18 protein-coding genes are annotated in these 20,236 nt (G+C 65.6%); 5 read left to right on the forward strand and 13 right to left on the reverse strand.

The window, feature by feature from the left end; genetic code table 11:
- Window positions 1–10 precede the first annotated feature (10 nt).
- From aat to C7G41_RS15865, 10 genes are all read right to left on the reverse strand, one after another.
- Entirely contained in the window at window positions 11–691 is a 681-nt protein-coding gene (gene aat / locus C7G41_RS15820) for a leucyl/phenylalanyl-tRNA--protein transferase (RefSeq protein ID WP_027569823.1), read from the reverse strand.
- Window positions 692–741: 50 nt separating this feature from the next.
- Window positions 742–1,845: a sensor histidine kinase gene (locus tag C7G41_RS15825; protein ID WP_106943425.1), complete on the reverse strand. Its 1,104-nt coding sequence runs from the start codon at window positions 1,843–1,845 to the stop codon at window positions 742–744.
- Window positions 1,842–2,282, reverse strand: coding sequence for a response regulator (locus C7G41_RS15830; RefSeq protein WP_007591617.1), 441 nt, complete (start codon window positions 2,280–2,282; stop codon window positions 1,842–1,844). Before C7G41_RS15830 ends, C7G41_RS15825 begins: the two co-directional genes overlap by 4 nt.
- Window positions 2,279–3,796 carry a CHASE3 domain-containing protein gene (locus C7G41_RS15835; RefSeq protein ID WP_106943426.1) on the reverse strand — a complete coding sequence of 506 codons (1,518 nt, stop codon included), beginning with the start codon at window positions 3,794–3,796 and terminating at the stop codon, window positions 2,279–2,281. Before C7G41_RS15835 ends, C7G41_RS15830 begins: the two co-directional genes overlap by 4 nt.
- Window positions 3,797–3,902: 106 nt before the next feature.
- Window positions 3,903–5,261: an acetyl-CoA carboxylase biotin carboxylase subunit gene (gene accC / locus C7G41_RS15840; protein ID WP_106943427.1), complete on the reverse strand. Its 1,359-nt coding sequence runs from the start codon at window positions 5,259–5,261 to the stop codon at window positions 3,903–3,905.
- A 52-nt stretch (window positions 5,262–5,313) separates the two neighbouring features.
- Window positions 5,314–5,802 carry an acetyl-CoA carboxylase biotin carboxyl carrier protein gene (gene accB / locus C7G41_RS15845; protein WP_007591611.1) on the reverse strand — a complete coding sequence of 163 codons (489 nt, stop codon included), beginning with the start codon at window positions 5,800–5,802 and terminating at the stop codon, window positions 5,314–5,316.
- Window positions 5,803–5,839: 37 nt separating this feature from the next.
- Entirely contained in the window at window positions 5,840–6,307 is a 468-nt protein-coding gene (aroQ, locus tag C7G41_RS15850) for a type II 3-dehydroquinate dehydratase (RefSeq protein WP_007591609.1), read from the reverse strand.
- A 259-nt stretch (window positions 6,308–6,566) separates the two neighbouring features.
- A complete protein-coding gene (locus C7G41_RS15855) occupies window positions 6,567–7,400 on the reverse strand; it encodes a DUF1236 domain-containing protein (RefSeq protein WP_106943428.1) in 834 nt (277 codons plus the stop codon).
- A 242-nt stretch (window positions 7,401–7,642) separates the two neighbouring features.
- Window positions 7,643–8,410, reverse strand: coding sequence for a DsbA family protein (locus tag C7G41_RS15860; protein WP_106943429.1), 768 nt, complete (start codon window positions 8,408–8,410; stop codon window positions 7,643–7,645).
- Window positions 8,411–8,520: 110 nt separating this feature from the next.
- Entirely contained in the window at window positions 8,521–9,924 is a 1,404-nt protein-coding gene (locus C7G41_RS15865) for a M48 family metalloprotease (RefSeq protein WP_106943430.1), read from the reverse strand.
- 219 nt (window positions 9,925–10,143) lie between these two features.
- Here C7G41_RS15865 and C7G41_RS15870 point away from each other — a divergent pair, with 219 nt between their 5' ends.
- From C7G41_RS15870 to C7G41_RS15880, 3 genes are all read left to right on the forward strand, one after another.
- The gene (locus C7G41_RS15870; RefSeq protein ID WP_106943431.1) at window positions 10,144–11,331 is read left to right on the forward strand and encodes a pyridoxal phosphate-dependent aminotransferase; all 1,188 of its coding nucleotides are present in this window, start codon (window positions 10,144–10,146) and stop codon (window positions 11,329–11,331) included.
- An 88-nt stretch (window positions 11,332–11,419) separates the two neighbouring features.
- The gene (locus C7G41_RS15875; RefSeq protein WP_106943432.1) at window positions 11,420–11,974 is read left to right on the forward strand and encodes a biotin transporter BioY; all 555 of its coding nucleotides are present in this window, start codon (window positions 11,420–11,422) and stop codon (window positions 11,972–11,974) included.
- An 84-nt stretch (window positions 11,975–12,058) separates the two neighbouring features.
- Window positions 12,059–13,393 (forward strand): dicarboxylate/amino acid:cation symporter, encoded by a 1,335-nt coding sequence (locus C7G41_RS15880; protein ID WP_106943433.1) that lies wholly within the window; start codon window positions 12,059–12,061, stop codon window positions 13,391–13,393.
- A gap of 28 nt (window positions 13,394–13,421) precedes the next feature.
- Here C7G41_RS15880 and C7G41_RS15885 read toward each other — a convergent pair whose 3' ends face one another.
- Window positions 13,422–14,300, reverse strand: a complete 879-nt coding sequence (locus C7G41_RS15885; protein WP_106943434.1) for an SDR family oxidoreductase — start codon at window positions 14,298–14,300, stop codon at window positions 13,422–13,424.
- Window positions 14,301–14,389: 89 nt separating this feature from the next.
- Between C7G41_RS15885 and C7G41_RS15890 the strand changes: the two genes are divergently transcribed.
- Window positions 14,390–15,247, forward strand: coding sequence for a helix-turn-helix transcriptional regulator (locus tag C7G41_RS15890; protein WP_106943435.1), 858 nt, complete (start codon window positions 14,390–14,392; stop codon window positions 15,245–15,247).
- Here the strand turns inward: C7G41_RS15890 and C7G41_RS15895 are convergent.
- The gene (locus C7G41_RS15895; protein WP_106943436.1) at window positions 15,244–16,476 is read right to left on the reverse strand and encodes an FAD-binding oxidoreductase; all 1,233 of its coding nucleotides are present in this window, start codon (window positions 16,474–16,476) and stop codon (window positions 15,244–15,246) included. The genes C7G41_RS15890 and C7G41_RS15895 overlap by 4 nt on opposite strands.
- A gap of 66 nt (window positions 16,477–16,542) precedes the next feature.
- Window positions 16,543–18,852, reverse strand: a complete 2,310-nt coding sequence (locus C7G41_RS15900) for a ribonuclease E/G (RefSeq protein WP_306768037.1) — start codon at window positions 18,850–18,852, stop codon at window positions 16,543–16,545.
- 15 nt (window positions 18,853–18,867) lie between these two features.
- On the opposite strand from C7G41_RS15900, the gene C7G41_RS38765 reads away from it, so the two are divergent.
- Window positions 18,868–19,752, forward strand: coding sequence for a hypothetical protein (locus C7G41_RS38765; protein WP_306768038.1), 885 nt, complete (start codon window positions 18,868–18,870; stop codon window positions 19,750–19,752).
- Window positions 19,753–20,236 lie beyond the last annotated feature (484 nt).

The raw sequence follows: 20,236 nt of genomic DNA on the forward strand, positions 1-20,236 counted from the left end.
ATATCCCTGATTATTGCCGCGCGGCGATGATCTCGAGCGCGCGTGCACCCGGGATCGCTTCGCCAGTGGAGAGCCTCAGGAAATCGCCGGGCTCGCCCGCGAGCGCCTTGTCGAGCAGCGCCGTGTAGCGCCGCCGCGAAATCTCGGCCGCGCCAAAACTCTTCAGGTGCTCGGTGACGTACTGGGTGTCGAGCAGCTCGAAGCCGCCATGGATGAGCCGCGCGACGAGATGCACCAGCGCGACCTTGGAGGCATCGCGCGCGGTGTGGAACATGCTCTCGCCGAAAAAGGCGCGCCCCAGGCTGACGCCGTAAAGCCCGCCGACGAGGTCCTCGCCCTGCCAGGCCTCGACGCTGTGGCAATGGCCAAGCTCGTACAGCCCGCCATAGAGGTCGCGGATGCGCTTGTTGATCCAGGTGTCTTCGCGCCCCGCCTGCGGAGCGGCGCAGCCGGCGATCGTGGCCTTGAAGGCGGTATTGACGGTGACGCGGAATGAATCCGAACGCACGGTGCGCGCGAGCCGCGAGGCCACCCGAAATCCGTCGAGCGGGATGACGCCGCGCAACTCCGGCTCGACCCAGAACAGGGTCGGATCATCGGCGCTTTCGGCCATCGGAAAGATGCCGCAGGCATAGGCGCGCAGCAGCACGGCCGGCGTGATTTCAGATGGGGCAGAGTCGCGCGAAGTCATGGCTCGCCACAATAGCAGGATCGCGATGCGGTTGCGATGGGCGGTGCGGATCAGTTCGCTGCGGCAGCAGCCGGCTTGCCGGCGGCAGCGGGGACACGGCGGAACATCAACATGACGCGGGTTCCGGAGTGGGTGGGGTCGCGCTCGACCGAAGCGTCGAGCTTGGTGGCCATGGCTGCGACGATACGCTGGCCCATGCCGGTGGAGCGCGGATCGGCCTTTACGTTGTCGCCGACGCCATCGTCGCTGATCGACAGCAAGAGATCGTCGCCCTGCGAGGTCAGCTCCACATGGATCGGGCCGGCGCCATCAGGATAGGCGTATTTCACTGCGTTCATCACCAGCTCGTTGACGATGATGCCGACGGCGACCGCACGGTCCGGATCGATCTCGATCGGTTCGGCCTTCAGCGTCAGGCGCGACATCCGGTTGCCCTCGGCCGAGCGGCGCAAATCCTCGAGCAGGGAGTCCAGATACTGGTTCAGCACCACGCTCTTCAGATCCTGCGAGGTGTAGAGGCGGCGGTGCACCTGCGCAACCGCGGCGACGCGGCCCATCGCATTGGTCAACGCCGCCTTGACCTCGTCCTGCGCGGCGGAGCTGGCCTGCAGATGCAGCAGCGAGGCGATGATCTGGAGCGAGTTGCCGACGCGGTGGTTGACCTCGCGCAGCAGCATTTCGCGTTCGGCGGCGAGCGCAGCGTAGCGGTCGCGCGAGGCATGGATCTCGGCTTCGGCTTCCTCGCGCGCCTTCTGCATTTCGGCCTGGCGCAGCGCGCCCTCGGCCGCGACGTGAAGCAGGGGGATGAAGTCGCCCTTGACGTCCTTGACGAGATAATCGGCCGCGCCCGCCTTCAGCGCCGTCACCGCAATGCTGGAATCCTGCGACGCCGTGACGAAGACCACGGGAGGTGCGCCCGGGATCGCCATGATCTGCTCAAGCGTCTCCAGCCCGTCGAGGCCGGGCATGTACTGGTCGAGCGCCACGACGTCGATGCCGCCGGTCGTGCCCGCGCGGCGGATGAGCTCGAGGCCTTCCTCGCCGCTGGCGGCATGAACGACCTTGTAGCCGCGCCGTGTCAGGCCGCGATCGACGAGGCGCGCAAGCGCCCCGTCGTCGTCGATGTAGAGCAAGGTGGGCATGCGCTGGTTCATGAGGCGGCGGGCGGGACCTGGATGACCGAGAAGAACAAGCCGAGCTGCCGGATGGCATTGGCGAAATTCTCGTAGTTCACGGGCTTGGTGATGTAGACGTTGCAGCCGAGCTCGTAGCAGCGCTTGATTTCCTGGGAATCGTCGGTGGTGGTCAGCACCACCACGGGCGAGGCCTTCAGGTATTTGTTCTCCTTGATCTGCTTCAGGATGTCGATCCCGGTCATGTCGGGGAGGTTGAGATCGAGCAGGATCAGGAGCGCATTGCCCTTCTGCACGAGCCCGCTGCCATCGGGTCCGAACAGGTGTTTCATCGCGTCCGTGCCGTTGGCAAAGGAGATGATCTCGTTGTTGACGCCGGACCTGCGGATGTTCCGCTCGATCAGCCGCGCGTGTCCTTCGTCGTCCTCGATCATGATGATGCTGACGGGTTGAGTCATTGATCCGCGTTCCGGTTGCTGGCGTTCCAGGTGATGGGCAGCGTGATGGTGAAGGTACTGCCCGTATTCAGTTCCGATGATACCGACATGGTGCCGCCGAGGCGACGCACAAGTGCACGCACATGCGCAAGACCGATGCCCTGACCGGGCTTGTCCTGGGTTCCGGCCCGGCGGAACAGGTCGAAGATCCGCTGGTGGTCCTTGGGGTCGATGCCGCGGCCGTTATCGCTGATCTCGAAGATAGCGTAGCCGAGCTTGGTACGCCCGCGAATTCTGATCTCGCCGGGGACGCCGGGCTTGAGATATTTGACGGCGTTGTCGATCAGATTGGAGAAGATCTGCTCCAGCGCCAGACGGTCGCTGACGAGATCCGGCAGCGGGGCGACGTGGATTTCGGCCTGCGCCTCGGCGGCCTGATGCGCCAGCGTCGACACGATGGCTTCGATCAGCTCGCGCGTGTCGATCTTTTCCGGCTGGAACGCGCGCCGGCCCTCGCGGGTGAGATTGAGGATCGCCGAGATCAGGCGGTCCATCTTGGCGATCGACGACTTGATGAAGCTCAGCGCTTCGGAAAAATCCGCTGAAAGCTGCTTGTCGGGACCTTCGAGCGCGATCTCGCCGGTCGAAGGCGGCGGACCGTCGGCCGGGACGTGGGTCAGGCCGCCGATACGGCGGAAAATGTCGCCGCCGAGCTCCTCGAGTTCGCTGGTGAAGCCCATGATGTTGACGAGTGGCGAGCGCAGATCGTGGCTGACGATATAGGCAAAGCGCTGGATCTCGTTGTTGGCTTCGCGCAGATCGGCCGTGCGTTCGTCGACCACGGCCTCCAGATTGACGTTGGCATCACGCAAGCGCGCCTCGGCGTCGTCACGGGCGCGGGCCGAGCGCCGCACCAGCCAGATCGAGATCAGCGCCAGCAGCACGACGAGGCCGGAGCCAATTCCGGTCATCGAGGCGGCAAGGGTCTGGCTGCGGTCCGAATTGACCGTTCGAAGCCGGAACAGCCGTTCCTCCTCCTGAATCATCACCGTCGCGACCTTGGCGATCACGGCTGTGGCGTCCGTGGAGGCGACCTCGCGGACCAGCGCTGCGGCCTTCTCCGGCTCACCCCGGCGGACGAAGTCCATCTCCTGCGCGAACTGGCCGAGCCGGGTCTCGATCGCCGCGCTCAGCTTCTCGATGTTCTCGCGTTGCGCCGGATTGTCGCCGGTCAGGCGCGTGAGCTTGTCGAGAGCCGGGATGATGGCCGCCACGGCCTTGTCGTGGTCGCCCTGAAAATCCGCCGCTTGCGTCAGAAGGTAGCCCCGGGCGGCACTCTCGGCCCGCCGGATTTCCAGCAGGAGGGCGTTGATCTGGTTCTCCGCCTCGATGGTGTGAACCACCCATTTGCTGTCGTCTCTCGCCTTGTTGACGAGGTAGACGGAGCCGGCGCTGATTACGGTCAGCACCAGAAGTCCCGCCGCGAACAGCAGGATCTGCCAAAATGTACGCCGCCGCTGCGCGTCAGCGATCACGACGGTCTCGCTCGATCAGGATTCCCGGACTTCAAAACGCCCCCTCGGAACTGTCCCCATCGTCCCAAACGCGATTGGGGCCAAAGGGTTCCATGCGGAGGGACGACTACTTCGGGGCGGGTTCCACCTTGCCGGCGAGATATTGTTCCAGCCAGTGGATGTGGTAGTCGCCGTTGATGATGTCGTCCTCGCGCACCAGAGCGCGGAACAGCGGCAGGGTGGTCTCGATGCCCTCGACCACCATCTCGTCCAGCGCCCGGCGCAGCCGCATCAGGCACTCGCCGCGGGTCTTGCCGTGCACGATCAGCTTGCCGACGAGCGAGTCGTAGTAAGGCGGGATCGTGTAGCCCTGATAGACCGCGGAATCGATCCGCACGCCGAGCCCGCCGGGCGGGTGGTATTGCGTGATGCGGCCGGGCGAAGGACGAAAGGTCTGCGGATTCTCGGCGTTGATGCGGCACTCGATCGCGTGGCCGATGACCTGGACCTCGTCCTGCCTAGCCGGCAGGTCGCCGCCGGCGGCGATGCGGATCTGCTCCAGCACGAGGTCGATGTCGGTGATGCTCTCGGTGACGGGATGCTCGACCTGGATGCGGGTGTTCATCTCGATGAAGTAGAACTCGCCGTCCTCGAACAGGAATTCAATGGTGCCGACGCCGAGATATTTCATCTCGCGCATCGCCTTGGCGCAGGTCTCGCCGATCTTGGCGCGTGCGGCCGCGGTCAGCACCGGCGAGGGGCCTTCCTCCCAGACCTTCTGGTGGCGTCGCTGCAGCGAGCAGTCGCGTTCGCCGAGATGGATCGCGCCGCCACGGCCGTCGCCGAGGATCTGGATCTCGATGTGGCGCGGCTTCTGCAGATATTTTTCGAGGTAGACGGAGGCATCGCCGAAGGCGGATTTGGCCTCGTTGGCGGCCGTCGACAGCGCGACCTGAAGATCGGCCTCGCTCTCGGCCACCTTCATGCCGCGGCCGCCGCCGCCCGCCGCGGCTTTGACCAGCACGGGGAAGCCGATCTTCCTGGCGATCGCCATCGCGTCGTCGTTGGGGCCGACCCCTCCGTCGGAGCCGGGCACCACGGGAATGCCGAGCTTCTTGGCAGTCCTCTTGGCCTCGATCTTGTCGCCCATCAGGCGGATGTGCTCGGCCTTCGGGCCGATGAAATGCAGATTATGCTCGGCGAGGATTTCGGCGAAGCGCGCGTTCTCCGACAGGAAGCCGTAGCCGGGATGCACGGCATCGGCACCCGTGATCTCGCAGGCCGCGAGCAGCGCGGGCACGTTGAGATAGCTGTCCTTGGACGCCGGCGGCCCGATGCACACGCTCTCGTCCGACAGGCGCACATGCATGGCATCGGCGTCGGCGGTGGAGTGCACGGCGACGGTCGCGATCCCGAGCTCCTTGCAGGCCCTGAGGATGCGAAGGGCGATCTCGCCGCGATTGGCTATGAGGATCTTGTCGAACATGATGTCCTTAAGGGACTGACGCGCGGGAAGCGGCGAGGGCGATGAGACGCCCTCACTCGATGATTACGAGCGGCTCGCCGTACTCGACCGGCTGGCCGTCCTCGATCACGATCTGCGTCACCGTGCCGGCGCGCGGCGAGGGGATCTGGTTCATGGTCTTCATGGCTTCGATGATCAGCAGCGTCTGCCCGACCGAGACCTTGCTGCCGACCTCGATGAACGGTTTGGCGCCGGGCTCCGGCGCCCAATAGGCGGTGCCGACCATCGGCGAGGTCACGGCGCCGGGATGCTTCGAAAGATCGGCAGCGGCGGGCGCGGCGGCAGCTGCGGCTGCCGGGAGGGCGGCGGGGGCGGCCGCCATCTGCATCGGCATGGTCGCGGCGACGCTGATGTTGCGGGCGACGCGCAGCCGCAGGCCGGCACGCTCGATCTCGATTTCGGTGAGGCTGGTCTCATCGAGCAGCAAGGCGAGCTCTCGGACGAGGGCGGAATCCTCGCTGGAAAACTTTGCGGCTGCTTTGTCGTCTGGCTGGCGCGCCATGTTGTTTGATCCGAATGTTCTGTGTGAAGGGAGAGCGTCAGGCTTTGGGCTTGATGCCGAGCTTGGCGGCAAGGCCCTGGATGGCGAGGCGATAGCCCTCGATGCCGAAGCCGCAGAGCGAGGCGAAGGCCGCGCGCGCGGTGTAGGAGTGATGGCGGAAATTCTCGCGGGCGTGGATGTTGGTGACATGCACCTCGACCGTCGGGATTTGCACCGCGAGCAGCGCATCGTGCAGCGCGATCGACGTGTGCGAATAGCCGCCGGCATTGATGATGATGCCCTTCATCTTGCGGGCGTGCGCCTCGTGGATGAAGTCGATCAACTCGCCTTCGCGGTTGGACTGCCGGCAATCGGCCTTGAGGCCGAACGTCGCCGCCGTCTCCCGGCACAGCGCCTCGACGTCGGCCAGCGACGCATGCCCGTACTTCTCGGGCTCGCGCGTCCCCAACATGTTGAGGTTCGGCCCGTTCAGGACAAGGATCGTGTCGGTTGCTGGTTCGGCCATTCCAATCCCGCAAGAGGTGCTTCGGCGTGGCGGGGGTTATAGGTAACAAAGCGCGTGAGGGGAAGCCTTGAAGGACCTCCGAGGTGGCTTCAGATACCTCATCCGGGGTGCAAAAATCTGTGCGGAAGCTACGGAAATTGCTTGTTAACCAGTTCTAATCGTGGCTGCCGGACGGGACAGGCGGGGGAGGAGTGCCCTATAGCCCAAAAGCCCCTGCCGATCTCTCGGCAAGGGCTCATTTGGGCATCAGCGAGGCAGCTTAGCCTTCGATGACGTACACGATCTCGCGCGTCTGCGGACGAACGATGATGTACTGGCCGTGCACGAAGATCACCTCGTAGCCGCGCCACTCCGGATAGATCTCGACGATCCGGGGCGGGAGCGGATGGAAACGAACGCTCGCCGGGATGGTCGTGCCGACCGAGATGTTGAAGTTGACGTTGGTCGTTTCCTCGATCTTGGTCGACTTGATCACCGAAGAGATCTCGGTCCGCTTCTCGGCCGGCGGTGCAGCAGCAGTCGCGGGGGCCGTGCCGGTCGTCGTCTGAGACTTGGTATCGGCGGCCTTGCCGTCTGCGCCCTTGGTCTGGGCGTTCATGTTGCCGCTCTTGGTGTCAGTCTCCGTGCTCTTGGACTTGTCCGTCTGGGACTTGTCCATCGTGCTCTTCGACTTGTCCTGCGCTGCCTTGTCCTGCGCTGACTTGTCATGCATGGATTTGTCCTGCATGGACTTGTCTTGCGCGGACTTGTCCTGCGCGCCCTGGGCGTGCTCACCCTTCGCCGCGCCGGCCTTGTCGTCGGCCGCGTTCTTGTTCATCGCGCCGGACTTTTCCATCCCGCCCGACGACTTCTCCTCGGCTGCTCCGCCGGGCTTCATGGCGCCGCCAGTCTGGCCGACGGTGCCCTTCTCCTGGGCGGATTCGCGGCCCATCGAGCCGCCGCGCTCGGCGGCGCCGGACGGCTGCGAATGCTGCGTCGGCTGCGCGCCTGCACCGCCACCGCTGTCGCGGTTCATGGTGCCCTGTGCGTTCGCCAGACCGGTGCCGGCGACGAGCGCGAGTGCGGCGACCGAGATCATAAAGCGGTTAGACATTGAATTCTCCTCACGTGTTTCTTTGCGTCATTGCCCGCGCCGACAACGAAAGGACGTACCAGGAGTTCCGGAACATTGGCGGTTCCGCGGCATTTGTTTGTTGAACGCCAGATGAACGCGCGCGCCAGATTTCGGCGCAATGAAAAGGCCGGCTTTTCAGCCGGCCTCATTGCATTCGTGAATTGTAGACTTGATCGGCAGGTCGCCTTGTCAGCAAGTCGCCTTGTCAGCAAGTCGCCTTGTCAGCAGGTTGCCTTGCCGCAGCGGGCCACAGCGATCTTTTCCTTCAGGCTTTCGACACCCACGGCGCCGACGACGATCTGCTTGCCGATCACGTAGCTGGGCGTGCCGTTCATGCCCATTGCCTCGGCGAGCTTGAAGTTCTCCTCGATGGTGGTGCGCACCTCGGCGCTGCCGATGTCCTTCTCGATTTTAGCGGTATCGAGGCCGGCTTCCTTGGCCGCCTGAAGCGCGCGCGCCTTGTCGGCAGCGCCACGGCCGCCGAGCAGCTTTTGATGGAAGTCGAGGTACTTCTTGCCGGAGGGATCCTGCATGCGCACGGCGACGGCGACCTGGGCTGCTTCGACCGAGCCCTGGCTCAGCACCGGAAACTCCTTCAGCACCACCTTCAGCTTCGGATCGGCCTTCATGAGGGTCAGCATGTCGTCCATCGCGCGCTTGCAGTAGCCGCAATTGTAGTCGAAGAACTCGACGAAGGTGACGTCGCCGTCCTTGTTGCCGAGCACGACCTGGCGCGGCGAGTTGAAGATCGCATCGGAATTCTGCGCGACGCTGGCCTCGTGCTTCTGCGCCTCGGCCGTGGCCTGGCGCTTGGTGAGCTCGGCCATCGCTTCCTCGAGCACCTCGGGATGGGTGACGAGATAATTTTTGATGATCACCTCGATGTCCGTGCGCTGGGCATCGGAGAAGCTGTCGGCCGACGCGGGCGCGGCTGCGCCGAACATGGCGAGCGCAAACAGCGCGGGAGCAAGCAGGCGCAGCGAAGGCATAGGCAAATCCTCTTATCCAAAGCAGGTTTCGGAAAACGTCCCGGCGGACTTAAGCTTGGTGACGTGACGTCGTTTCGTAAGGCGTCGTGGTAGGCGTGGTCCTGGTCTTGTCAGTTGCGCGACGGTTTCGACGCCACGATGTCGTCGGCCTTGACCCATCCGGGCGTGCCGACGGCGAAACGGGTTTTCGCGCGCGTCGCAAGCTCGCGGGCGGTCTTGTTGTCGCCGCGCAGATAAGCGGCCTGCGCCGACGCCAGATCGGCCTCGGCATAGTCGCCCTTCCGGCCATAGGCCATCGCGAGCTGCATGTAGCCGAGAATGGCCTCCGGTTCCCGTGCGACCGCGGCCCGGAGAATCCGAACGGCGTCATCGGTGTAGGCCTTATTATCGGACCCAACCAGAGCCTGCCCAAGTAACATCTCGATGAGGGGCGCGTTGTTCGAAAGCTGGACCGCCTTGCGCAGGGCAGGGATCGCCTCGGCCGGCTTGCCGCCCTCCAGCAGGGCCTGGCCGCGCACCTCGTAAAAATACGCATTGTTGGGCTGGACCTGGATCAGCGCGTCGATCTGGGTGAGCGCGCTGCGCAAATCCCCGTGCAGATAGGTGCTGATGGCGCGGGCGTAGCGCGCCGGCATGCTGTCGTTGGTCAGGGGATAGCGGCGGTACACCGTCTCCGGTCGCTCCATGAAGGCGGAGATCTTGGCGCGCACCATGTCGTGGCGCAGCTGGAGCGCGGCATCGTCCTTCTTGTCCCAATAAGGGCTGGAGCTGGCGAACTCCTGCAGGGAGGCGACGCGCTCGGCGGGCATCGGGTGCGACTGGAGATAGGGATCGGCGCCGCGTGCCGCGAACAGGCTCTCGCTGGTGAAGCGCTTGAAGGTCTCGTACATGCCCTTCGGCGACTGCTGGGTCGCAGTCAGGAATTTCACGCCGGCGCGATCGGCGTTCTCCTCCTGCTGGCGCTGATAGGACAGCAGCGTCCGGCGGATCATCTCCTGCGGGCCGGCGAGGGCCGCGGCTCCAGCATTGGCAAGGCCATTGTTGCCGGCGCTGCCGCTGCCGCGGGTGCTGCCGACAGCCATCGCGCCTGCGCCGAGCAGCATGGCGATGATCATCTGGGTCTGGGCGTTGGCAAGCTGCTCGCGCAGCTTGGACAGATGGCCGCCTGCCAGATGCCCGGTCTCGTGCGCGAGCACGCCGATGATCTGGTTCGGCGTCTCCGACTGCAGGATCGCGCCGTAATTGACGAAGATGCGGCGTCCGTCCGCGACGAACGCGTTGAACGAACCCTCGTTGACGATCACCATCTGGATGTTCTGCTTTTCCAGACCGGCGGCGCGCAGGATCGGGCGCGTATATTCGCGCAGCAGCTGTTCGGTCTCGGTGTCGCGCAGGACCGGCGGCCCCTTGGCCTGCGCATGCGCGGCTGAGAACGGCGTCAGCGCGATCGCAGCCGCCGCGACGAGGGAGGTGAGGGCGGTGGACTTCTTGCGCAATGCGATCTGGAACAACATCAAGCGGTCTGGGTCAAACGGTCTTGTCAGCAGGCTTGTTCAAGCATTCTTGGTCAAGCAGTTCAGTGATTGGTTTTGGCGATTGGCGGCGGACCGGATACGCGATATGCCCCTTTGAGCCGTACCCCTTATGAGCCGTACAATGCGGCCAGTCTGGGGCGCAAGCACCCCGTTTCCCGGGCCGGACCGATCGGCCCGCCAGCGAAATAGCAGAAATCGATGCACGATGCGACATTGAGGAACCGGTTGGGGCAGTGGCTCGCGCCCTCCCGCCGCAGCGATGTTCCCCCCTTCATGGTGATGGACGTGATGGCTGCGGCGGCCCGAATCGAGGCGGCTGGGGGCCACGTCATCCACATGGAGGTTGGCCAGCCCGCCGCCGGCGCGCCGAAGACCGCGATTGCGGCAGCCCATGCGGCGCTCGCGGCAGGGCGGATCGATTATACCTCGGCGCTGGGCATCCCCTCCTTGCGCGAGCGCATCGCGCGGCATTATCGCGACGCCTATGGCTGTGACGTCAGTCCGGAGCGGATCGTGGTCACCACCGGCTCCTCCGGCGGGTTCATTCTGGCCTTCCTGGCGATGTTCGAGCCGGGCGACCGCGTCGCCGTGACCGTGCCGGGTTATCCGCCGTACCGTCATATCCTCACCGCGCTCGGCTGCGAGCCGGTGCTGATCGAGACCACGAACGAGACGCGCCACGCGCTGACCGGCGAGGCGCTGCTGGCCGCCCATCGCAAGGCGCCGCTCAAGGGCGTGCTGGTCGGCAGCCCCGCCAATCCGACCGGGACCATGATGTCCCGCGAGGCGCTCGCCGGCTTGATCGCGGCGGCGGAAGACGCGGGCATCCGCTTCATCTCGGACGAGATCTATCACGGGCTCGACTACGCGTTTCCCGCGGTGACGGCTGCGGCGCTGTCGGACCAGGCGCTCGTGATCAATTCGTTCTCGAAGTATTTCTGCATGACGGGCTGGCGCGTCGGCTGGATGGTCGTGCCCGAGATTCTGGTTCGGCCGATCGAGCGACTGCAGCAGAACCTGTCGATCTCGGTGCCGTCGCTGTCGCAGATCGCGGCCGAAGCCGCCTTCGACGGCGCGGCCGAGATGGAGGAGATCAAGCACGGCTATCAGGAAAACCGGCGCATCCTGATCGAGGGATTGCCCAAGGCCGGCCTGACCAGGTTTCTGCCGGCCGACGGCGCATTCTATCTCTATGCGGACGTCTCGGACTTCACCTCCGACAGTTTCGAGTTCGCCAAGCAGATGCTCGAACAGGCCCAGGTCGCGGTCACGCCGGGGCTCGACTTCGATCCCATCCATGGTCGTTCATTCATACGGCTCTCTTATGCGCGTTCGGCTGTGGAGATGCGCGAAGCAGTTGACCGGATCGCTCACTGGCTTAAATAGCCGCCAGTTTTCGACAGCCTTCTGGAGTGCAACTTTGTCTGACCGTTCCGTCCCGTCTACCGCCACGCATTCTCCTCTCGCCGCATTGATGTGGCCAGTCCGGCCGGGTGAAACCGTCGGCGCCTTGCGCGCTGTCGTGCTCATTGCGCTCGGCACCGCCTTGATGGCGCTGTCTGCCAAGGTGAACCTGCCGCTGCCTTACGTACCCATGACATTGCAGACGCTGGTCGTGTTGATGATTGGCGCCGCCTATGGCTGGCGGCTTGGCAGCGCAACCATGATCGCCTACCTCGCCGAGGGCGCAATGGGCCTGCCGGTGTTCGCCGGCCCCGTCGGTGGAATTGCACCGCTGGTGGGCCCGACCGCGGGCTACCTGTTCGGCTTCGTCGGCGCCGCCTTCGTCACCGGCTGGCTCGCCGAGCGCGGCTGGGATCGCAGCGTAATGCTGCTGTTTGCAGCCATGGCGGCCGGTCACATCCTCATTCTGGCCGCGGGCTTTGGCTGGTTGGCTTTCGGTCTCGGCCTGGGCGCCGCGAAGGCGTGGCAGGTCGGCCTGCTGCCGTTCGTTGCGGCGTCGCTGGTCAAGAACGCGCTCGGCGCGACGTTGATGCCGGCGATACGCCGGGCGGTCGATCGCGGGTAAAGCGCGCAATATCGAGCAGTTCCGATTGACAGGGCCGGCCAAGTTGATCTTGGCTGGCCTGGCGTTTTGAGGGGGAGTGAAACAATGACGACGACGACGATGGTGGGAGCGCCGGTCGCGCCGCCCGCCGCCAAGCCGTGGTACAAGGTGCTTTATATCCAGGTGCTGATCGCAATCGTGCTCGGCGCCATCGTCGGCTGGCTCTGGCCGTCAGTCGCCACCAATGAGTGGATCAAGGCACTCGGCGACGGCTTCATCAAGCTGATCAAGATGGTGATCGCGCCGATCATCTTCTGCACCGTTGTCTCGGGCATCGCCCACATCCAGGACGCCAAGAAGGTCGGCCGCATCGGCGTCAAGGCGCTGGTCTATTTCGAGATCGTCTCGACCTTCGCACTGGTGATCGGACTGATCATCGGCAATGTGGTGAAGCCGGGCGCGGGCTTCGGCGGCGCCGCCGCCAACGCGCAGGCCGTCGCCAACTACGCCAAGCAGGCCGAAGGCCAGAAGTCGGTCGACTTCGTGCTGCACATCATTCCGGACACCGTCGTCGGCGCCTTCGCGCAAGGCGAGATCCTGCAGGTGCTGCTGTTCTCGGTGCTGTTCGGCTTCGCCATCATGGGGCTCGGCGAACGCGGCCACACCATCCGCAGCTTCATCGACGACGCCGCGCATGCGGTGTTCGGAGTTATTTCCATCGTAATGCGCGCGGCCCCGATCGGCGCCTTCGGCGCGATGGCCTACACCATCGGCAAGTTCGGTACCGGGGCGATCCTCAACCTGGTCGGCCTGATCGCGACGTTCTACGTGACCGCGGCGCTGTTCGTGTTCGTCGTGCTCGGAATCATCGCGCGCGTCGCCGGCTTCTCCATCTTCAAGTTCCTCGCCTACATCAAGGACGAGCTGCTGATCGTGCTCGGCACCTCGTCCTCGGAAAGCGCGTTGCCGTCCTTGATGGAAAAGCTGGAGCGCCTCGGCTGCTCGAAGTCGGTGGTCGGCCTCGTGGTGCCCACGGGCTATTCGTTCAATCTCGACGGCACCAACATCTACATGACGCTGGCGACCCTGTTCATCGCGCAGGCGCTGGGCTTCGATCTCACCTTCGGCCAGCAACTCACCATCCTGGTGGTGGCGATGCTGACCTCGAAGGGTGCCTCCGGCATCACGGGCGCGGGCTTCATCACGCTGGCGGCGACGCTCGCCGTGGTCGATCCGCGCCTCGTGCCGGGCATGGCGATCGTGCTCGGCATCGACAAGTTCATGAGCGAGTGCCGCGCGCTGACCAATCTGTGCGGCAACGGCGTTGCCTGCGTGATCGTCGCCTGGTGGGAGGGCGAGCTCGATCGCGACAAGCTCAATGCCAACCTCGCCAGGCAGATCGATCCGACCGACATGGAAACGGCCGTCACGACGGACTGATCTGCAAGCTGTCACCGACGGCGCGCCGTCAGGTGTTGAAATAGCAGGGCTGGTCGAGATCCTCGATCAGCCCTTTTTCTTGCGGCGACCAGTCGAGCGCAGCGCGCGTCTTCGCGCTCGATGTCGGAACGTCGGCGCCCGCGAACTGTGCGAACCAGCCGAAATGCGCAGCCGCTTCCTCGGGCGATTTGGACACGACGGGCACGCCGAGCCGCCGGCCGATCACCTCCGCAATCGCCTTGAACGGCACGCCTTCCTCGGCGATCGCGTGATAGTGCTTTGCGGTTGCGCTTTGCTCCAGCGCCAGCCGGTAGACGCGCGCGGCATCGAAGCGGTGCGCGGCGGGCCAGCGGTTGCTGCCATCGCCGACATAGGCCGATAGGCCTTTCTGGCGCGCAAGGTTGATCAGGATCGGGACGAAGCCGTGGTCGCCCTCGCCATGTGTGGACGGCGGAAGACGTACCACGGCTGCGCGGACGCCAGCCAGCGACAGCGCGGTCGATTCCGACACGCGTGGAAAGCGGTGCGATGATTCATCGTCCTCGGTGGCGAGGCGTCCGGGCGCAAGCAGCGCGACGCCGGAGGTGACGATGAGAGGGCGACTGGAGCCCTTGAGCTCCTCGCCGATCGCCAGGATCGCGCGGCGGTCGAGCTCGCAATTGTCCAGAAACTTCGAGAAGTCGTGATTGAAGCCGAGGTGCAGGACGCCGTCGGAGGCGGCCGCGCCGCTACGCAAGGACGCGTGATCCTCCAGCGACCCGCGATGGACCTCGGCGCCCATCGCGGCCAGCGCCGCGGCTCCCGCGTCGGAGCGGGCGAGGCCCGAGACGCGGTGGCCGGCGGCGATCAGGTCGCGGACGACGGCGGAGCCGACGAAGCCGGTGGCGCCAGTGACGAAAACACGCATGAGTATCTCCAGAGTTGGTGGAGACGACCATCTGCGCTAGGATTATCCAGGTAAAGCAGTGACATTATCAGGGCATAATGGCTAACAGGATGAGCGACACCGCGACAGCTGAGAACCTCTTGGGGACCTATCTGAAGGACCGCCGCACCCGGCTCGATGCCGCCGCATTCGGCTTCGCGGGTAGCCGCAGGCGGACGCCGGGACTTCGCCGCGAGGAGGTGGCGCAGCGCGCCAATATCAGTCCGACCTGGTACACCTGGCTCGAGCAGGGCCGCGGTGGCGCGCCGTCGCCCCACGTGCTCGACCGCATCGCGCGTGCGCTGATGCTGACCGACGTCGAGCGCGAGCACCTGTTCCTGATCGGCCTCGGCCGCCCGCCCGAGGTGCGCTACCAGGCGAACGAAGGCGTCTCGCCGCGGTTGCAGCGCGTGCTCGATGCGCTCGAATTCAGTCCGGCCCTGGTGCGGACCGCGATCTGGGACGTCGTCGCCTGGAACAAGGCCGCAAGCGCCGTGCTGACGGACTACGGCGCGATCCCGCCGGAACAGCGCAACATCCTGCGCTTCATCTTCTGCGATCCGCGCGTCCGCGCCGCGCAATACGACTGGGACAGCGTGGCGCGGTTCGTGGTGGCGGCGTTCCGGGCGGACGCCGCGCGCGCGGGCGCGGTCTCGCATGTCGCCGATTTCGTTGATGAGCTGTGCCGCACCAGTCCGGAATTCGCGGCGCTCTGGCGCGACAACGACGTGCGCCATCATGGTGATGGCACCAAGCGGCTGCGGCACCCCGTTCACGGCACGATGTCGTTCGAATATTCGAGCTTCAATGTGGAAGGCCGCTCCGATCTTAGCATGATCGTCTACAACCCCGCGACTCCCGAAGACGCCGAACGCATCCGGACACTGCTCGCCGAGCGCGCGGTGCTTGCCGTCAACACCGGGGGTTAGAACCGCTCCGGCCGGTACGGCGTCGGATCGATCGCCGGCGTTTCGCCGCTCATCATCTCGGCGAGCAGGCGCCCCGTCGCGGGCCCCAGCGTAAAGCCCTGGTGGCCATGGCCGAAGTTCATCCAGAGGCCGGGATGGCGTGGGGCCGGGCCGAGCACCGGCAGCATGTCGGGCGTGCAGGGGCGGGTGCCGAACCATGGGTCGGGCTCGACGCGCTTGCCGAGGTCGATCAGCTCGCGCGCCGAGGCTTCGGCGCTGGCGAGCTGCACGGGCGTTGCGAGCGCGTCCAGGCCGGTCAATTCCGCGCCGGTGGTGATGCGGATACCCTTCGCCATCGGACCCATGGCGTAGCCGCCGGCCTTGTCGACCAGCGGCAGATCGAGCGACGCGCCGCCGCTGTAATGCATGTGGTAGCCGCGCTTGCGCACCAGCGGGATGCGATAGCCGAATTTGAGCAGGAGATCCGGCGACCACGGCCCGAGCGTCACGACGGCGTGGGCGGCGTCGATGCGTCCAACGTCGGTCCCGACCGACCAGCCGGTTGCGGTTTGCTGCAAGGTCTGGGCATCGCCAAGCACGATGGTGCCGCCGAGGCGTTCGAACAGGTCGGCATAGGCCGTGACCAGCGCGCCGGGATCGGACACGGTCCAGGTGTCGAGCCAATGGATCGCGCCGGGCAGGTCGTCGCGCAGGACAGGTTCGGCCTTGGCGAGCTCGGCGCCCGAGAGCGCACGAAACCTCACGCCGAATTCGCGCTGGTCCTCTTCCGCCGCCTTGACGGCGAGATCGAACGAAGCTGCGTCGCGATGCAGGTGCCGGTATCCCGCGCGGCGGATCAGATTGTCGGCGTGGGCTTCGCGAATGAGGATGTCGTGCTCTGCCGTCGCGTAGGCGATCAGCCGCGCCCAGGCGTCGATCGCCTCGCGATGCCGCTTCGGCGCCGAATGCCACCAATACCGCAGCAGGGGCTCGATATGGAGATGCAGCGATGACAGGCTGTAACGCACGTCGTTTGTGCGGCCGGTCGCGATCTTCAGGAGCGTGGCGAGGTCGCGCGGCATCGGATAGGGGCGCACCGCTTCCGCCTGGATCATGCCGGCATTGCCGTAGCTGGTCTCGCGGCCCGGCTCCCTGCGGTCGACGAGCGTGACGGTCCAGCCGCGCTGCTGGAGGTGCAGTGCCGCGCTGACGCCGATCATGCCGCCGCCGAGGACGATCACGCTTTGCATTTGAACTGACCTCTCCAAATCAAAACCGCCCGGCTTGGCCGGGCGGTTTCAACTGTCTTGTTCGCTCTATTCGCCGCCGCCGAAGCGGCGCGACCACCAGCCGGCACGACGCGGTGCGGCCGACGTTTCACTTGCCGCTGCGGGCGCGGGCTCCGGAGCCGGTGCGGGCGGGGCAACCGGCTCGGCCGCCTGTGCAACCGGCGCCGGTTCGCTCTGGCTGCTCGACATGAAGCTCACCTTTTCCCGAACCGTCGAACGGCGTCGTGCGGCCTTGTCGTCGGCGTGCTCTTCGTCCGCGGCAGCAGGAGCCGGCTCAGGCCGGGCCGTTGCCTCGATGCTTGCCTCGATCTTTGCCGCGGCGCGCGGCTCTGGCTGGGTGACCTGCGGCTGCGAGGTGTGCTCGGCCTGCGCGATCGAGGGCGCAGCCTCGCCGCTGAACCTGTCGAAATCGGCGACTGCGTCGGTCGCTTCCGACGGCGCATTGGCAGCGAGCTCGTCGCCGATGGAGCCGGCGAGACCTTCCTCGCCAGGACCGCGACGGCGGCGGCCGCCACGGCGACCACGCCGGCGACGGCGATCGGCGCTGCCCTGCTGCTCGCCACGGGCTGCCTGTTCCTCGCTTTCCTCGCCTTCCGGCTCGGCCTCGGCATCCTCTTCGCCTTCGCCGGCCGCCATGGCCGTCTCGGCAAGAGCGGGAGCGCCATCCTCGCGCGTCTCCTCGTCGCGCGGGCCACCGCGACCGCGGCGACGACGGCGACGCTTGCGGCGCTGGCTGTCCTGCTCGGTAGCGGCGTCGCCTGCAGTCTGTTCCTCGACGAGGCCTTCGGTCTCCTCGGTCTCGACCTCGGATTCGGTCTCGGGATCGAATTCCTCGTCGTCATAAGCCTCTTCGACCAGGGGCGGCGGGCTTGCGGCCGCCTGCGCCGCTAGCAGAGCCTTGGCGGCTTCCAGCGTATGCACCTGCTCGCCGCGGTCGATGACATAGGCCTGCGGTCCGCTGACGCTCGGGTCGGCGATGACTGCCAACGTGACCTTGAAGCCGTTCTCGAGGTCGCGCAGATGGCCGCGCTTGTGGTTCAGCACGTAGAGCGCGACGTCGGTGCGGGTGCGGACCACGAGATTGTGGGTTGCGCCCTTCATCAGGATCTCTTCGAGGCCGCGCAGCAACTGGAGCGCAACCGAGGACACCGAGCGCACATGGCCGGTGCCGCCGCAATGCGTGCACGGATCGGTCGAGGACTCCAGCACGCTGGCGCGGATGCGCTGGCGCGACATCTCGAGCAGGCCGAAATGCGAGATGCGGCCGACCTGGATGCGCGCGCGGTCCTGCCGGAGGCAATCGGACATCTTGCGTTCGACCGCGCGATTGTTGCGCTTCTCGTCCATGTCGATGAAGTCGATGACGATCAGGCCGGCGAGGTCGCGCAGCCGAAGCTGACGCGCGACCTCCTCGGAAGCCTCGAGATTGGTCTTGAGGGCGGTGTCCTCGATATGATGCTCGCGCGTCGAACGTCCGGAGTTGACGTCGATTGAGACCAGCGCTTCGGTCTGGTTGATCACGATGTAGCCGCCGGAGCGCAGTTGCACGGTCGGCGAGAACATCGCATCCAGCTGGCTTTCGACGCCCATGCGCGAGAACAGCGGCTGGCCGTCGCGATACTGCTTCACCGCGCTCACATTGGCGGGCATCAGCATCTTCATGAAGTCGCGCGCTTCACGGTAACCGGATTCACCGGCAACTGAGATCTCGTCGATCTCCTTGTTGTAGAGGTCGCGCAGCGAGCGCTTGATTAGCGAGCCTTCCTCGTAGACGAGGGTCGGGGCCTGCGACTTCAGCGTCATGTCGCGCACCGTCTCCCACATCCGGATCAGGTACTCGAAATCGCGCTTGATCTCGGGCTTGGTGCGGGCGGCACCGGCGGTGCGCAGAATGATCCCCATGCCCTCGGGCACGTCGAGATCCTGCACCACTTCCTTCAGGCGCGAACGGTCCTGCGCACTCGTGATCTTGCGGCTGATGCCGCCGCCGCGTGCGGTGTTCGGCATCAAGACGGCATAGCGGCCGGCGAGCGAGAGGTAGGTCGTCAGCGCCGCGCCCTTGTTGCCGCGCTCTTCCTTGACGACCTGCACCAGCATCACCTGGCGGCGCTTGATGACTTCCTGGATCTTGTACTGGCGGCGGGGGCGGAAGGTGCGCTCCGGCACTTCCTCCAGCACATCGTCGCCGCCGACGGATTCAACGACGTCCTCTTCGGCTTCCTCGTCGTCCTCGTCTTCGTCGTCATCCTCGGCCGTCGCTTCGGAGTCGTGATGCGGAGCCTGCGCAGTGTCGCCGGGGGCGTACACGGCGTCGGCAGGCTCAGTAGCCGCTGTCACGGCCTCGGCAAGATCGTGAGCGTGGGTGTCGGAGGCAACCTCCTGCGGCTCGGCGACGGTCTCTGTGGCGACCGCCGGCTCGGCGCCGATTGCCGCGACAGGCGCAAGTGTCTCGTCGGCATGGTCATGGTCGTGATGATCGTGCTCGCCATGATGACCATGGTCGTCATGATCGTGGGCGTGATGATCGTCACCATGGGCATGATGATGATCGTCGTGGTCATGTCCTTCGTGGCCATGTCCTTCGTGGTCATGGCCTTCGTGGTCATGTGCTTCGTGGCCGTGATCGTGATGATCGTGGCCTTCGTGCTCGCCGTGATGCTCTGCGGCGTGCAGGTGCTCGCCCTCGTGCGAAGCGCCTTCGGGCAGGGCTTCGCCCTGGACCTGCCGGGCGGCGGGATCGGTGCCTTCGACGATGTCGCTGCGGACGCGCTCGCCCTGACTACGGCGGCGGGAATTGCGGTGGCGCGAGCGGCGGCGGCCCTGGGAGCGGTTCTCGCTCTCTTCCTCGGCCTCGCGATGGGCCTGCTCCTCGGCTTCGATCAGTGCCTGCCGGTCGGCAACCGGGATCTGGTAGTAGTCGGGATGGATTTCGCTGAAGGCGAGGAAGCCGTGGCGGTTGCCGCCATATTCGACGAAAGCGGCCTGGAGCGAGGGTTCGACTCTTGTGACCTTGGCGAGGTAGATATTCCCGCGCAGTTGCTTGCGTTGCGCGGTCTCGAAATCAAATTCTTCGACGCGATTGCCGCGGACCACGACGACCCGGGTCTCTTCCGGGTGGGTGGCATCGATCAACATCTTGTTGGGCATGTCTTAACTCTTGGCGGCGGCGGGCGCGATTCACCGTGGGCGCCATCAGCGCTGCCGGGTGACGCGACGGTCCACCTGATTCGGGGGTGAGGGGAAGGCCGAAACACCGTCTCTCGCGCCTTGCCGAACCGGAAGCCGGAGGACCCAAGCGGCGCGCGGAATTGTCACTCCGCAGCGTCGCGAATGGTCCTTCAGAATTGGTCGGCACAGTCTGGCGCATCAAGCGTCGGCCCGTATGAAACATTGGGCGGCGGGGCCGCCCCTCAATCAGTTGCTGTTGGCCAGGCATGGCGCGAGCGCGCTCGCCTTGGGTATTACGAACCGCTCCCTTGGGATTAAGGGACCGGGTAACGGGTTGCGCCGCTGTCAGAACCGTCCCGGAAACGTGGTGGTAACCGGGGACCGTCCGCCGCCGGGGCTTGCCCCGCTCCACCTCGCTGCCGCGCACCGCGCTGGACTTAGAGGGGAACGGAAAAACGCTGGAATTCCCAAACCTTGAGAGTTCCGGCGCTGCACCGGGAGGCTGAATGCGACACAACCGGAAATATCGGCCGTCAGCATTCCGTACATACGT

The sequence above is a fragment of the Bradyrhizobium sp. MOS002 genome (assembly GCF_003020115.1).
Classification (GTDB): domain Bacteria; phylum Pseudomonadota; class Alphaproteobacteria; order Rhizobiales; family Xanthobacteraceae; genus Bradyrhizobium.

Coding starts and splice junctions, on each gene's coding strand:
- aat (WP_027569823.1), bottom strand. CDS start 691: ATGACTTCGCGCGACTCTGCCCCATCTGAAATCACGCCGGCCGTGCTG.
- C7G41_RS15825 (WP_106943425.1), bottom strand. CDS start 1,845: ATGAACCAGCGCATGCCCACCTTGCTCTACATCGACGACGACGGGGCG.
- C7G41_RS15830 (WP_007591617.1), bottom strand. CDS start 2,282: ATGACTCAACCCGTCAGCATCATCATGATCGAGGACGACGAAGGACAC.
- accC (WP_106943427.1), bottom strand. CDS start 5,261: ATGTTCGACAAGATCCTCATAGCCAATCGCGGCGAGATCGCCCTTCGC.
- accB (WP_007591611.1), bottom strand. CDS start 5,802: ATGGCGCGCCAGCCAGACGACAAAGCAGCCGCAAAGTTTTCCAGCGAG.
- aroQ (WP_007591609.1), bottom strand. CDS start 6,307: ATGGCCGAACCAGCAACCGACACGATCCTTGTCCTGAACGGGCCGAAC.
- C7G41_RS15855 (WP_106943428.1), bottom strand. CDS start 7,400: ATGTCTAACCGCTTTATGATCTCGGTCGCCGCACTCGCGCTCGTCGCC.
- C7G41_RS15860 (WP_106943429.1), bottom strand. CDS start 8,410: ATGCCTTCGCTGCGCCTGCTTGCTCCCGCGCTGTTTGCGCTCGCCATG.
- C7G41_RS15865 (WP_106943430.1), bottom strand. CDS start 9,924: ATGTTGTTCCAGATCGCATTGCGCAAGAAGTCCACCGCCCTCACCTCC.
- C7G41_RS15870 (WP_106943431.1), top strand. CDS start 10,144: ATGCACGATGCGACATTGAGGAACCGGTTGGGGCAGTGGCTCGCGCCC.
- C7G41_RS15875 (WP_106943432.1), top strand. CDS start 11,420: ATGTGGCCAGTCCGGCCGGGTGAAACCGTCGGCGCCTTGCGCGCTGTC.
- C7G41_RS15880 (WP_106943433.1), top strand. CDS start 12,059: ATGACGACGACGACGATGGTGGGAGCGCCGGTCGCGCCGCCCGCCGCC.
- C7G41_RS15885 (WP_106943434.1), bottom strand. CDS start 14,300: ATGCGTGTTTTCGTCACTGGCGCCACCGGCTTCGTCGGCTCCGCCGTC.
- C7G41_RS15890 (WP_106943435.1), top strand. CDS start 14,390: ATGAGCGACACCGCGACAGCTGAGAACCTCTTGGGGACCTATCTGAAG.
- C7G41_RS15895 (WP_106943436.1), bottom strand. CDS start 16,476: ATGCAAAGCGTGATCGTCCTCGGCGGCGGCATGATCGGCGTCAGCGCG.